The organism is Thermosinus carboxydivorans Nor1, assembly GCF_000169155.1.
GTDB classification, from domain to species: domain Bacteria; phylum Bacillota; class Negativicutes; order Sporomusales; family Thermosinaceae; genus Thermosinus; species Thermosinus carboxydivorans.
Map to the genome: position 1 here is coordinate 25921 of NZ_AAWL01000001.1, position 13543 is coordinate 39463.

A 13543-nucleotide genomic window follows, 5' to 3' on the forward strand; every position below is an offset into this window, starting at 1 on the left:
TCAGTGTAATATTGCCGTCATTACCGGCAAAATCCACCGCTGTTTGCTCCACGGCCGGTTCTTTATCTGCGCCTATTCAGCCTGCGCGGCTGCTTTACGGGAATTTTGTAAGTCTCATGGTAAAGGATTACCACTGGCAGCAGCCGAGGCATATTATATTTATGCAATCCGTCTCATTTATTTCATTCGTAAGAAAACGACACTTTTAACAAAGTCAAGGTATATCTCACCAGCTTTAATGACGTTGCAAAACCTTATAAGTATTAAAAGTAATTGCATATTCAAACAAATTAAGTTATAATTATACAAAGTTAAAAAAGGGGGGCTGTCGATGCTGGTTCGTAAAGCGACCTTTCATGATGTCGAAGCTATGCATCAGATCATTAATCACTATGCGGAAAAAAGACTGATGCTGGCCCGTTCGCGCAACACGCTGTATGAAACGCTGCGCGACTTCGTAGTCGCCGAAGAAGCCGGGCGAATTATCGGCGTAGGCGCACTTCACCTGATATGGGACGCGTTGGCAGAAGTGCGCTCGCTGGCCGTAGCGCCCGAAGCCACCGGCAGGGGAGTAGGACGGCGGATAGTGGAAACTTTGAGCGAAGAAGCTAAAGAACTTGGCGTTAAAACTTTATTTGCCCTGACATACCAGCGCGAATTTTTTGAACGCTTGGGTTTCCATGAAGTGCCCAAAGAAAAATTACTGCATAAAGTCTGGAAAGAATGCATAAATTGCCCCAAGTTTCCCAATTGCGACGAGATTGCCGTGGTCAAAAATATTGAGTAAATAAGATCCCCAATAAGACCTTTGTCCTGGTAAAACAGCAATACCTTAAATAGTTCTTGTTCCATTTACCCTGTCAGTGGTAGAATGAAATTGTACTACTGAAAAGGGTCGGTGATTCCATGAGCAACGAGGAATTACTTTCAACTCTTCGCTCGATTATTAAAGAAGAATTAAGCCCAATTAATAACCGCCTGGACAAAATTGAATCTCGTCTGGACAAAATCGAGTCTCGCTTGGACAAAGTTGAATCTCGCCTGGACAAAGTTGAATCTCGCCTCGACAAAGTTGAATCTCGCTTGGACAAAGTTGAATCTCGTCTGGACATACTGGAAACCCGGTTGGAGAACCTTGAAGGCCAAGTAAAAGAGAACACTGATTTTATTGAAGTATTGCTCCATCGCACCGAAGAATTGAACGCCCAAATGCATAACCTATCCATCAATGTCGACAAACTTTGTGGCCAGGTAACCACTATCCAGACCAATATGGCCACCAAAGAGGATATTGCCCGCATGGAATATAAAATTAGTTTTCTCAACGACCGCTTGTTAAATCAGGAATACGAAATCCATCGCCTCAAAGCGGCCAAATAAGCAAAGTCCCGGTTTTGTCCGGGACTTTTTTACTACGAACAGAACCGCCAAATCCGCCGTTCTAGCCATAACTTCGCGCCTGCTGCTTTAGCATGCCCCTGATTTTTTCCGGCGGCACTGGCGGCGACAGCAAATACCCCTGAGCCTCATCGCAGCCAAATTGGCGGAGAAAGTCCAGCTGAGCGGCGGTTTCTACCCCCTCAGCCACCACTTTAATGCCAAAATCGTGGGCAAGGGAAGTAATCATGCGTATTATTGCCGCACTTTCCCGCGAAGTTTCAGCGTCTTTAACAAACGACTTGTCAATCTTAAGAACATCAAGAGGCAGCCGTTTCAGGCTAAACAGCGAGGTCTGACCTGCACCAAAATCGTCCATGGCAAATTTAATGCCCGCTCTTTTCAGCCGGTTGATCACGGAAACTGCCTGTTCAATATCGTGCATGCACATACTCTCGGTGATTTCCAGTTCCAACCGGACGGGGTCAATACCCGAAGATAAAACAATTTCCAGGACATCGTCGCTGAAATCGGCCTGATACAGCTGGCTGGCCGCTAAGTTTGCCGAAACATTGATTTCTATGCCCTCAGCCTGCCAGGCGCCCAGCTGACGGCAGGCTTCAGTAAGCACCCAGGTACCGAGAGGAATAATCAGGCCGGTTTCTTCAGCCAGCGCAATAAACGCTCCCGGCAACGTCAGCCCGCGGCGGGGATGCAGCCAGCGGACAAGCGCTTCAACGCCGGCGATGCGGCCGCTGGCAATTTCCCAGCGCGGCTGATAATACAAGACAAATTCGCCTTTTTCCAGGGCCTGGCGCAGCTCGCGCTCCAACGCGATTTTGGCCGCCGCTTGTTCGGCCACGGCAGCGGTATAAAACGCATAGTGGTTTTTACCGTCAGCTTTGGCGCTGGCTACGGCCGCCTCGGCGTTTTTAAAGACCTCGGCAACGCTCGCTGCATTGTCAGGATAGAGCGCAATGCCAATGCTTGCCGTAAGAAAAAACTCCTGTCCCTCAACGAGCCAAGGTGACCGGCAGGCCGTAAGAATACCGTTTGCGACGCGTTCAACCGTTTCCCGTCCATCGCACATCAACAAAATGGCAAATTTGTCGGCACCCAGCGCTGCTACCAATGCTTCGGGACCCGCCACGGCTGACAGCCGTTCGCCGACCGCCCTGATCAGTTTGTCGCCAGCGGCGTGTCCAGCCACATTGTTGACAAGCTTGAACCCGTCAATATCTACTGCCATCAGCGCGACGCAACTGGCGGCTTCTTCCAGTTCCCGCAACCTTTCCTGCAAAAGGTGCCGGTTAGGCAGGCCAGTGAGTTGGTCATAATACGCCAAAAACGTCGCCTTTTCTTCCGCCTGCCGGCGCTGCGCCAGTTCGACGCGCAGTTTGTCATACAGCCCGGCATTGTGCAGCGCCAGCGCCGCCAGATTGGCAAATCGCTCCAACAGATCTATCTTGTCTGGAGTAAATGCCATCTGGCTGTCAAGATACAGCACATTTAAAACCCCTATAACCCTATCGTTCACTTTAAGCGGGATGGCCGCCATTGCCCCCATCTGTGCGGTAGGCAGCGACGTCACCCGGTGTAGCCAGGTCTCATAATTGTCAACGCTGACGGTATTTCCCGTCTGCCAGGCCCGTCCAGCCAGACCTTCCCCCCTGGCAAGAGCAATTTGGTAATCACGAGACACTTCCTGGTAATACCCAATGGCAAACTTGAGTATTAGCCGGTCGGCAGCCTGGTCTACCATAAAAATACAGGCGTGCTGTGTACCGACAAGCTGGCCGGCTTTCTCAAGCACTGTTCGCAAAAGTCCGGCCAGGTCTGCTTGCCGGTTGATGCTGAGGGTAACTTCATAAAGCATTTTCAGGTACGCATTTTGTTCACGCAGCTTTTCCTCGCTGGCCAAAAGGAGCTGCTGACTGGCCTGGAGTTCGTCGAACTGACTGCGCAGCTCTTCTTCCATGGCCGCAATTTCTTCGTACGCGGCGGTAAGTTCCGCCACTTTGGCGGTAAGTTCTCTATTCTTTTCGGCCATACGACGGGTATGCAGCCAAATAAGATAGTAAAGCCCGGCCGCCGTCATGCAGACATAAAACCAGCCTTTAGCCGTCTGCAGCGCGGTAAGCCGGGCCACATCATCCACCACCCATGCCAATACAGCATCGGAAAAAGTTATCCACGCCAAGGCCGCGGCGGTATAAATAGCAGTAATAACCAACGCGGCGTTGTCACGCATTGCTGCCACCCCCATCGTAGTATTAATTGGTAATATTCTGCCATAAAACCACAAAATCCTGCCCTCAGCAGGGTTCCGGCAAAAAAGGCTTCCCGCTAAGCTCAAGGGAAGCCTTTTTTGTCATATCTCTTCTTCGATGCGCCGGGCCATTTCTTCGGTGCTGAGGCGCGTCAGTCCTGGCCGGTACAAGTCGGCGGTGCGGTAGCCTTCGGCTAAAACTGCTTCTACCGCTTGTTCGATGGCATCAGCCGCCGCTTTCGCATCCAGCGAGTGGCGCAGCAGCATGGCCGCCGATAAAATGCAGCCGATTGGATTGGCTACGCCCTGGCCGGCGATGTCCGGCGCCGAGCCGTGGATGGGTTCGTACAGGCCGGGGCCGTCGCCCAGACTTGCCGACGGCAAGAGGCCGATCGACCCGGCTAACACGGCCGCTTCATCGCTCAGGATATCGCCGAATAAGTTGCCGGTAACAATAACATCAAAGTTTTTCGGCGCCAGCACCAGCTGCATGGCGCAGTTATCCACGTACAAATGGTCGAGCCGCACATCGGGGAAGGCCGCCGCCGTCCGCTCCGCCACTGTCCGCCACAGCCGCGACGTGGCCAGCACGTTGGCTTTATCGACCGAAGTGACCCGCTTGCGGCGGAGCCGGGCCGCCCGGCAAGCCACGCGTACGATGCGCTCAATTTCCGGCGCCGTATATATTTCCGTGTCCCAGGCTTCGTCCGGCGCGTCAGCGACATGAGCTTCCTTGCGGGCGCCGTAGTAAATGCCGCCGCTTAGTTCTCGGACAATCAAGATGTCCGCGCCGGCTACCGCCTCAGCCTTGAGCGGCGAATGGGGCGCAAGCGCGTCCCAGACCCGTACCGGCCGCAGGTTGGCATATAGGCCAAGGGCTTTGCGCAAGCCAAGAATAGCCTTTTCCGCCCGCAGGTGCGGGGCTACGCCGTCCCACTTCGGGCCGCCGACAGCCCCTAAGAGCACCGCGTCGGCGGCTTTAGCCGCCGCCACCGTGGCCGCCGGCAGCGGCTCGCCGCACTGGTCAAGGGCCGCGCCGCCGGCAAGGCAGTGTTCGTATTCAATGTTAACGCCGCCTTTGGCTGCCGCTTTGCGAAGGACGCCGAGCGCCGCCGCGACTACCTCCGGACCAATGCCATCGCCGGGAATAACGACAACACGGTAGGTCATGCCCACCCCTCCTTCACGTAAGCGATTAAGCCGCCGGCCTTGGCAATAGCCTGCACAAATTCCGGCAGCGGCTGGGCGTTAAACACTTCGCCGGTTGTCACATTCTCCACCCGGCCGGCCGCCAAATCAATCCTAAGCCGGTGACCGGCGGCGATGCCGGCTACCGCGTCCCCCAGCTCGATGACTGGTAGACCGATATTAATGGCATTGCGGTAAAAAATGCGGGCGAAACTGTCTGCTACCACGCAAGCTACACCGCACCCCTTAATGGCCAGCGGCGCATGCTCCCGCGACGAACCGCAGCCAAAGTTCTTGCCAGCAACAATGATGTCGCCGACCGCTACCTGTCCGGCAAAAGCAGGATCAATGTCCTCCATGCAGTGTGCCGCCAGTTCGCGCGGGTCGGCCGTGTTTAAGTACCGGGCCGGAATAATGACATCGGTATCCACATTGTCGCCATAACGCCATACTTTGCCTTCCAAAATCATTCTGCCACCTCCCACGGGGCGGCGATGCGGCCCAGCACCGCGCTGGCCGCCGCCACCGCCGGTCCCGCCAAATATACTTCACTGTCCACATGGCCCATGCGGCCGCGGAAATTGCGGTTGGTCGTCGCCACCGCCCGTTCGCCGGCGGCGAGAATGCCCATATAACCGCCCAGACAAGGGCCACAGGTCGGTGTGCTGACCACCGCGCCGGCGCGAATAAAGGTCTCGATATAGCCGCGCTGCATCGCCTCCAGATACACCGCCTGGCTGCCGGGGATGACAATAGCCCGCACCCGCGGGTGCACCGTCTTTCCTTCTAAAATAGCCGCCGCCTGAGCTAGGTCCTCCAGCCGCCCATTAGTGCACGAACCAATAACCACCTGATCGATGGCGATATCCCTGACCTGGGCGGCCGGGCGTACATTTTCCGGCAAATGGGGCAGCGCCACCACCGGCTCGAGGTCGTCCAGATTTATCACCACCGTGCGCACATAGCTGGCATCGGCATCCGGGCTCACTGCTTCATAATCCCGCTCCACCCGGGTGGAAAGATACCGGATGGTCGCGTCATCGACGGGAAAAATGCCGTTCTTAGCCCCAGCTTCGATCGCCATATTGGCGATAGTCAATCGGTCAGCCATGGTAAGCGCGGCTACTCCTTCGCCGCAAAACTCCAGACTTTGATAGCGGGCGCCATCAACGCCGATCATGCCGATCAAGGTGAGCACAACATCCTTGCCGCCCACCCAGCGGGGCAGCTGACCCCGCAGTTCTACCCGGATAGACGGCGGCACTTTAAACCAGGTTTCGCCGGTGGCCATGGCAGCAGCCATATCGGTCGAGCCAACGCCAGTGGCGAAAGCTCCCAGCGCGCCGTAGGTGCAGGTATGGGAGTCGGCGCCGATAATGACCTCGCCGGGCGCCACCAGGCCCACTTCCGGCAGCAGCACATGCTCAATGCCCATCCGCCCTACCTCGAAATAGTGGGTTATTCCGTGTTTGACGGCAAATTCGCGCATTGTTTTGCACATCTGGGCCGACTTGATGTCTTTGTTGGGCGCAAAGTGATCAGGCACCAGCGCGATTTTGCTTGGGTCAAACACCGGCCGGCCGATGCGTTCAAATTCTTGAATCGCCGGTGGAGCGGTAATATCGTTGCCCAAGATCAAATCCACCCGGCAGCGGATAAGCTGACCGGGAACCACCGCTGCCTGCCCGGCATGGCGGGCCAAAATTTTTTCCGTCATTGTCATACCCATAATCAGTTCCCCCCTGCCGCCTGGCCGGATGCGCCGCAGCCGCACGCCGCCAGCATTTTATTGATTGCGTTTACATAGGCCCGGGCGCTGGCTTCGATGATGTCGGTGCTCAGACCCCGGCCGCTGAAAGTCCGCCCCTCGCGCTCGACCCACACCGTAGCCTCACCCAAAGCATCCTCACCAGCCGTCACCGCCTTAAGCTGGAAGTCCTTGAGGCCTATACTAAACCCTACCGCTTTTTCAATGGCCTTAAAGGTAGCGTCAACCGGACCGTCACCGCAAGCCGCCGCTTCGGAAACAGCACCGCTTGACGCCAGCCGTACCGACGCCGTAGCCAGTGTTTGGTTGCCGCTCACCACATGGTGATAGACAAGCTGGTACCACTCGGGCTGGCCTGACGCCTTGTTGGCAATTAATGCCTCAATATCGCGGTCAAAGACGATTTTCTTCCGGTCGGCCAGATCTTTGAACCTGGCGAAAAGCTCAGTCACGGCCTTCTCCTCCAGTTCATACCCTAGCTGGCGGAGCCGCTGTTCAAAAGCATGACGGCCCGAATGTTTGCCGAGAACGATGGAATTGCGGCTGATACCAATAGTCTCGGGGCTCATGATTTCATAGGTACTAGCGTGGTTGAGCACACCGTGCTGATGAATACCCGACTCATGGGCAAAGGCGTTTTCCCCGACCACGGCTTTGTTGGGCGGTACAGTTATACCGGTCAGCGTGCTGACCAGTTTGGAAGTACGGTAAATCTGATGAGTATCCACCCCGGTGCCGACGTGATAGAAATCCCGCCGCGTATGGAGGGCCATAACCAGTTCTTCCAGTGCGGCGTTGCCGGCCCGTTCACCGAGGCCATTAACGGTACATTCGACCTGCGTCGCGCCGGCTGCTACGGCCGCCAGCGAATTAGCGACTGCCATCCCCAAATCGTCGTGACAGTGAACGCTGATTACCGCCTTGTCGATATTGGGAACATGCTCACGGATGTAGCGGATTAGCGCACCAAACTCTTCCGGCGTGGCATAGCCCACGGTATCCGGGATATTGATGACGGTGGCACCGGCGGCAATGGCCGCAGCATAAACCTGACAGAGAAAGTCCCGGTCAGAGCGGGAAGCGTCTTCAGCGGAAAACTCCACATCGTCGGTGAACTTGCGGGCGTAGCGCACCGCCTCTTCCGCCCGCTTGAGCACCTGAAAGCGGTTCATTTTCAGTTTGTGCTCCAGATGGATATCGCTGGTGGCGATAAAGGTATGGATCCGCCGCCGCTCGGCCCCTTCCAGCGCCTGGGCGGCTAAATCAATGTCCTCCTTGTTGGCCCGAGCTAAGGCCGCGATGACCGGTCCCTTCACCTGAGCGGCAATCTGCCGGACGGCCGCAAAGTCCCCGGGCGAAGCAAACGGAAACCCGGCTTCGATTACATCAACCTTAAGCCTTGCGAGCGCCTGAGCAATCTCCAATTTTTCGGCGGCAGCCAAACACACCCCGGGCGTTTGCTCGCCATCTCTCAGCGTCGTATCAAAAATTTGAATTCTACGTGTTGACAAACTCAATACCCCCTTATTTGGTTTTTTTATAAATAAAACCGCCCCTGCGGATGCCATCCAGCATCCGCAGGGGCGGCGACTGCCACGGTACCACCCTGCTTGGTTCTCGTTGCGCCAAACATTGACATACCGGCTAACGTCCGGCCCCGCTTTTACCTAATGCAATATACCAAGTGCAGTATACTGCTTCAGCAAAAGAGCTCGTGGGCGAGAAAAGCCAACTGCGCCGCCTGCCGGTTCGCACCACCCACCGGCTCTCTGCCTCGGCTCGCTTGTCGCCTGCTCCCAGTCATCGCTTTTGCATTATTTTTTTATTAACCGCGAAGGCGCAAAACACGCAAAACGCTATGCGCGCGACAGTTGTCGCGCTTGAATTTTTTATATGGAACCACAGAGGACACGGAGATAACATTTTATAAAAATTAATTAATACTCCAAGTGCGATGTATATCGCACTCTCCGTGCGCTACCCTGAAAAATCAGTGACTTCAAGTTGGAAAATATGGGGAACCACAGAGGACGCGGAGAAATTTAAATTATTATATTCTTCGCGTGATAGATATCACGCGCTCTGTGTCCTCTGTGGTTAAACTTCAATGTTTTCATGCTTTGTAGTGCCAATTTATTGGCATGAATATCTTTGCGGTTTCATTCCCCCTACCTCATACCTCATACCAAAACACAAAACCCCGCGAAAGTCCCTAATCTTAGCCATTATAAGCCAGATAAGAAACCTTCCGCAGGGTCTTTTATACCCACGGTGTAATGCGCGTACGCGCACCTGCGCCGCTCGGTCCAGTCCTGTTACACAGCGGAACCCTAGGCGCACTTTCTTATCACCAATCTGTAATTCTGTATACATTATACTAAAACAATCGCCTACCGTCAATAGTCGTTGGTAAGTTCCCAACAGAACTTACCAACGACTAAATCTTATCAGACGGCATCAATGCACAGCGCCAGCAGTTTGGCCCGCTCGATAAGGCCGTCAATTTCGATATATTCCCGTTCACTATGGTTTAGTCCGCCGCGCGGCCCCATGGAGCACACGGTCGGCGCTCCTACCCGGGTCGTCCAGGCCGCGTCAGAGCCACCGCCGACGACAAAACCGCCAATCTCCTCAATGCCAAGTTTGCGTCCCTGTTCCTGCACCAGTTTAAACAGGCTGAGCACCTTATCCGTGGTTTCCATCGGCATGAACACAATTTCGTCGCCGGTCAGCACCGTTTCCGTACCAGGGACATACGTCCGGGCCGCGATTTCCCGCACCGCCTGCAGCACCTTTTCCGCTTCCTCGACTTTGGTAAAGCGGATGTCGACCTTTGCGTACGCTTCCGGCGGAACAACGTTTTGGGCCACTCCGCCCCGGAACACGCCGACATTCACTGTCGTCCCGGTTTCCGGATTGGTGAGGTTGTGAAGGTCGATAGTCTTATAGGCCAGTTCAAGCACGGCGCTGGCGCCCTTTTCCGGCTCATTGCCGGCATGGGCCGCCCGCCCTTTTACCGTTAGTTCGGGAATAATCACCCCTTTGCGGCCGATGACGACCCCGCCGTCAGGGCGCCCCGATTCCATATTGAACACCGCATCCTTGCCCCGCGCTTCACGTTCGAAGATTTCCACGGCGTTAGTCTTGGGATGGGCCGTTTCCTCGTCACCACAAAAGAAGACAGTGATATTTTTGTCATTCCAGCCATGCTCATACATGGCTTCCAGCGCAAACAGCGCCGCCGTGATACCGCCTTTCATATCCAGGACGCCCGGACCATAGGCCTTGCCATCCTTGACCGTGAAGGGACGGGCGGCCGCCGTACCTTTAGGGAAGACAGTATCCATATGGCCCATAATCATTACCTGCTTGTCGCCGGTACCCTTTTTCCGGGCCAGCACATGAGTGCAGGCGCCAGGATACTCGAGATATTCGACAGCAAAACCCAGCTCGGCCAGTTTGCCGCCGACAAGGCGCGCCACCTGGTCAATGCCTTCCGGATTGTCGATGCCCGAATCGATATTCACCAGGCTTTCCAGAAAACGCAGCATAGTTTGCTCTTTGGCGGCAATTGCATCAAGAATCTTGTCCATGAAGACAACCTCCCCATATATTTTAGATAAACAGGCGCATCAGCAGCATGCCGATCGCGGCGTCCAATAGGCAAATAGCAAACATGAGCGGATGATACTTGGGGTTAGTGCCGGCAACGATGACGATCCGCACATAGTGGCCAATCAGCGTCCCCATGAGAATGACGCCGGGATAGAGGATGGTCGCCTGCTGGGCCGTCAGCAGGCCCCGCCGGTAAAGGTCAGCCGCCGCAGAAGCGCCGGCCGCCTTGCTGAAAAAGGCGGAAATCAAGGCAACCGAAGCAGCGCCGGGCAGCCCAAACGGCGCCATCAGTGGGGCCGTCCAAGTCCCGATAATTTTCATAAGACCGGTTTGGTTCAAAATTTCAATAAGGACAAAGGCAAAAATAAGGGCCGGCGCAATCTGGTTGGCGGCAATAGTAAACCCTTTGCGCGCCCCCTCCATAAAGACTTCGACAAACGACTTGTTGGTATTAACTGCCGGCTGACTCATTGGCGCCTACCTCCTTCTTGTTCACTATTTTTAAGTAAAAGCGCACGATATTGGCGCCAATAATCTTAGCCATAAGTTCCACGGCGATAACCACACCGGGCGCCACCACACTGATCGGAAGCAAAGCGGCGCCGGCTGCTAACGTATTGGTAATGGGCGCCGAGGCAGCATATTGGTACGCAACAAAGGTGGTACGCTCATCGTCCGTGATATGACCGTTTTCTTTGAGCTGGCGCGTCAATACCGAGCCAACGTCTGAGCTGTTAAGACTGGCAACGAAAGCGAGGCCGCAGATGCCAGGGATACCCAGCAAAGGTCTGAGCAGAGGAGTGAATACTTTGCCCGCTGCCCGCAAAGCCCCGAAGTGCTCGCAGACCTCGACAACACCTACCGCAAACATTACAGTCGGAAAGAGGACAAAAGCTTCCATAAACCCTGTCCGGGCGCCGACACCGCCCTTGCCGACCAGGTCGGTGCCGAATTTGCCGTTAAGCACGACAAAGTCGAACGCCGACAACCACTTGAGTCCCAAGGCATCGCCCAGTACCTTGAACAGGCCGGAGAACATCAGGACAAACATCGCCAGGGCAATCCAGCCTTTAAGGCTGACTTTGTCATGGTCTTTGGCTGCTTCGTTCATAAAAAATCCTCCTTTAAAAGTTTACAACTTTACAATGCAAACTCCATGCCAAAAGAAAAAAGCTGCAAGTTAGCAGCTTTTTCGGTCAGCTATTTTTTAATTGGTCAAACAACAGGTTAAACAACAGGTGACTTCACCCTGTTTTGCAACCAATTTCTGTCCAAAGGGCGGCCCACAGTTCTTCCCCAGCCGGGGTAATGCGGGTGGCCTGCCGGCCCCGGCCGCTGGTCAAAGATCCGGCGGCTTTGAGGTGCTCAAGCCGGCGCCGTATGGCCTGCTCACTGAGGAAAAAGCCCCGTTCGGCCATCCGTCTGGCCAGCTGGCCGCGGCCCAGCGCATAGCCGAGTGCTTTCGCTTCCCGCAAAATATCTAAAAGGGCAAAATACAGCGGTAGCTCCTGCCGGTCGAGGTTGACCGGCAGCCGGGACGGCCTTTCCCGAACGCCGCCGATGCGGTCCCGAACCGCCTGCCGGAAAGCAGCCGGCGAATCGGCGATTACCGCCGCATACTGGATTACGCTCTGTAGCTCCCGGACATTGCCGGGCCAATCGTAGGCAACAAGCGCGTCGGCCAGCTCATCATCCAAAATATCAGCGGATAAGCCGTTTTCCCGCAGAAACTGGCAGGTTAGATAGGGAATGTCCTGTTTGCGCTCCCGCAGCGGCGGCACCGGCAAAGGAGCGACAAACAGACGATAGTAGAGGTCCTGGCGGAACTTCTGCTGCCGCACCAATTCTTTGAGATCCCGGTTAGTCGCCGCGATTATCCGCACATCTACCGGAATGATGCGGGTGCAGCCCAGCCGCATTACTTCCTTTTCCTGAATGACCCGCAGCAGCCGAGCCTGAGCCTCAGGTGAAATATCGCCAATTTCATCGAGAAAAATGGTTCCGCCGTGGGCTTGCTCAATGAGGCCCGGCTTACCGCCCCTTTTCGCCCCGGTAAAAGCCCCTTCTTCATAGCCGAATAGTTCGCTTTCGATTAAAGAAGCCGGTAGAGCGGCGCAGTTGGCGGCAACGAACGGGCCGCCGGCCCGCCCTGACGCGTTGTGGATGGAATGGGCGAACAACTCTTTGCCGGTGCCGTTCTCGCCGAGAATGAGCACGTTAAGGTCGCTGGCCGCCAGTTTCCGCGCCGTTTGAATGGTGGCGCGGATCGCCGGCGATATTCCCAAAATATCGTCAAACGTATAGCGGGCCAAATGACCCCGCGCTTTTAGCGCGCTGCGCACCTCGCTCTCCATACGCATAACATCGGTTACGTCGCGCAGGGCAACTACACAGCCATCAGTCATTCCGCCGCTGTCTTTAACCGGCGACACGGTTACATGGTAGGTCTTCCCGGCCATTTGCACCAGGTTTTTGCCAGCAACCACTTCATACCGGCTGCTCAGACAACCACGCAACCCAGGAAAGACATCAAACAGCCATTTGCCGGTAGGCCCGTCTTCACTGCTGACCGCCAGCCGCCGAGCCACGTCATTAAGCACTCGGATGTTGCCGTTATTGTCAATCGCAACCAGCGCGTCCTGGACGGTATTCAGCACTGTCCTGATCTGGTTGTGCAGCGCCTCGATATGTTTGACGGCCTGCTGGAGGCGCTCGGTCCGCCGCACTATTTCCCGGGAATAGCGCAGGGTAAGCAAACCCGAATTGTCCAAGGGATAATTGATAATATGCGCAATCTCAACCAGACTGGCCAATTCCACTTCCCGCGAACCGATATCGATGACTTTTTTTATCCAGGGGGGAAGTCCATCCCGGTCGCCGGCCACAACTGCCGTGGTAATAGTTTTGCACAGTTCGTGGTCGTCATCGTATAGGGAATAGCACTCAATGTGCGACATGCCCAGTTCCCGGATGGACGCGGCCAGTTCCCGGCAGCCGGCGGGGTATTTATGGCAGACAAGAACTTTTGTCCCGTTAGGCAGCGCCAGCAGCGCGTCCAATGCGGCTACCCCGAGGGAGCGGCGGGCTACCAACGTGCGGGTAGCAGGATGAATATGGGGAGTGGCCAGAGGAAGCACGGCGCTACTGGAGATAACCGCCACATCAGCTTTAATCGGAGCGGTAGGAAGCGCTTGCGGCCGTTCCAGGCAATGTGACTGGATTATAACTTTATCGCTTGCAAAGAAGCCGGCCAGTTGGCCGGCTATTGATTTGGCTGTCGTCTCTCCTAAAGCAAACACGGCGATACAGGCAGTCATCATTATCCT

General features: G+C 55.4%; 11 protein-coding genes. 2 read left to right on the forward strand and 9 right to left on the reverse strand.

All coding sequences use genetic code 11. From position 1 onward, the window contains the following. Nucleotides 1–331: 331 nt before the first annotated feature. Both TCARDRAFT_RS00120 and TCARDRAFT_RS00125 read left to right on the forward strand, forming a co-directional pair. On the forward strand, nucleotides 332–787 hold the full coding sequence (locus tag TCARDRAFT_RS00120) for an N-acetyltransferase (RefSeq protein ID WP_007287980.1): 456 nt from the start codon (nucleotides 332–334) through the stop codon (nucleotides 785–787). A 119-nt stretch (nucleotides 788–906) separates the two neighbouring features. Beyond that, complete coding sequence (locus TCARDRAFT_RS00125) at nucleotides 907–1380, forward strand: coiled-coil domain-containing protein (protein WP_007287981.1); 474 nt, start codon at nucleotides 907–909, stop codon at nucleotides 1378–1380. Between the two features lie 61 nt (nucleotides 1381–1441). On the opposite strand, the gene TCARDRAFT_RS00130 is transcribed toward TCARDRAFT_RS00125, so the two are convergent. The 9 genes from TCARDRAFT_RS00130 to TCARDRAFT_RS00170 form a co-directional block, all read right to left on the reverse strand. Then, nucleotides 1442–3628 carry a putative bifunctional diguanylate cyclase/phosphodiesterase gene (locus tag TCARDRAFT_RS00130; protein ID WP_007287982.1) on the reverse strand — a complete coding sequence of 729 codons (2187 nt, stop codon included), beginning with the start codon at nucleotides 3626–3628 and terminating at the stop codon, nucleotides 1442–1444. Between the two features lie 120 nt (nucleotides 3629–3748). Then, entirely contained in the window at nucleotides 3749–4816 is a 1068-nt protein-coding gene (gene leuB, locus TCARDRAFT_RS00135; protein ID WP_007287983.1) for a 3-isopropylmalate dehydrogenase, read from the reverse strand. After that, nucleotides 4813–5304: a 3-isopropylmalate dehydratase small subunit gene (locus tag TCARDRAFT_RS00140; RefSeq protein WP_007287984.1), complete on the reverse strand. Its 492-nt coding sequence runs from the start codon at nucleotides 5302–5304 to the stop codon at nucleotides 4813–4815. The genes leuB and TCARDRAFT_RS00140 overlap by 4 nt, the downstream gene beginning before the upstream one ends. Then, entirely contained in the window at nucleotides 5301–6563 is a 1263-nt protein-coding gene (gene leuC / locus TCARDRAFT_RS00145) for a 3-isopropylmalate dehydratase large subunit (RefSeq protein WP_007287985.1), read from the reverse strand. Before leuC ends, TCARDRAFT_RS00140 begins: the two co-directional genes overlap by 4 nt. Before the next feature lie 2 nt (nucleotides 6564–6565). After that, a complete protein-coding gene (locus tag TCARDRAFT_RS00150; RefSeq protein WP_007287986.1) occupies nucleotides 6566–8113 on the reverse strand; it encodes a 2-isopropylmalate synthase in 1548 nt (515 codons plus the stop codon). Between the two features lie 936 nt (nucleotides 8114–9049). After that, nucleotides 9050–10195 (reverse strand): M20 family metallopeptidase, encoded by a 1146-nt coding sequence (locus tag TCARDRAFT_RS00155; protein WP_007287987.1) that lies wholly within the window; start codon nucleotides 10193–10195, stop codon nucleotides 9050–9052. A gap of 22 nt (nucleotides 10196–10217) precedes the next feature. Further along, nucleotides 10218–10688: a nucleoside recognition domain-containing protein gene (locus tag TCARDRAFT_RS00160; RefSeq protein ID WP_007287988.1), complete on the reverse strand. Its 471-nt coding sequence runs from the start codon at nucleotides 10686–10688 to the stop codon at nucleotides 10218–10220. Beyond that, nucleotides 10669–11328, reverse strand: coding sequence for a nucleoside recognition domain-containing protein (locus tag TCARDRAFT_RS00165; protein WP_007287989.1), 660 nt, complete (start codon nucleotides 11326–11328; stop codon nucleotides 10669–10671). The genes TCARDRAFT_RS00160 and TCARDRAFT_RS00165 overlap by 20 nt, the downstream gene beginning before the upstream one ends. Nucleotides 11329–11461: 133 nt before the next feature. Next, nucleotides 11462–13537, reverse strand: a complete 2076-nt coding sequence (locus TCARDRAFT_RS00170; RefSeq protein ID WP_083795341.1) for a sigma 54-interacting transcriptional regulator — start codon at nucleotides 13535–13537, stop codon at nucleotides 11462–11464. Between the last annotated feature and the right edge of the window lie 6 nt (nucleotides 13538–13543).

Bases quoted from the DNA above. Each gene is read 5' to 3' on its own strand.
- leuC (WP_007287985.1), bottom strand. From the start codon at position 6,563: ATGGGTATGACAATGACGGAAAAAATTTTGGCCCGCCATGCCGGGCAG.
- TCARDRAFT_RS00140 (WP_007287984.1), bottom strand. From the start codon at position 5,304: ATGATTTTGGAAGGCAAAGTATGGCGTTATGGCGACAATGTGGATACC.
- TCARDRAFT_RS00165 (WP_007287989.1), bottom strand. From the start codon at position 11,328: ATGAACGAAGCAGCCAAAGACCATGACAAAGTCAGCCTTAAAGGCTGG.
- TCARDRAFT_RS00170 (WP_083795341.1), bottom strand. From the start codon at position 13,537: ATGATGACTGCCTGTATCGCCGTGTTTGCTTTAGGAGAGACGACAGCC.
- leuB (WP_007287983.1), bottom strand. From the start codon at position 4,816: ATGACCTACCGTGTTGTCGTTATTCCCGGCGATGGCATTGGTCCGGAG.
- TCARDRAFT_RS00160 (WP_007287988.1), bottom strand. From the start codon at position 10,688: ATGAGTCAGCCGGCAGTTAATACCAACAAGTCGTTTGTCGAAGTCTTT.
- TCARDRAFT_RS00130 (WP_007287982.1), bottom strand. From the start codon at position 3,628: ATGCGTGACAACGCCGCGTTGGTTATTACTGCTATTTATACCGCCGCG.
- TCARDRAFT_RS00155 (WP_007287987.1), bottom strand. From the start codon at position 10,195: ATGGACAAGATTCTTGATGCAATTGCCGCCAAAGAGCAAACTATGCTG.
- TCARDRAFT_RS00125 (WP_007287981.1), top strand. From the start codon at position 907: ATGAGCAACGAGGAATTACTTTCAACTCTTCGCTCGATTATTAAAGAA.
- TCARDRAFT_RS00120 (WP_007287980.1), top strand. From the start codon at position 332: ATGCTGGTTCGTAAAGCGACCTTTCATGATGTCGAAGCTATGCATCAG.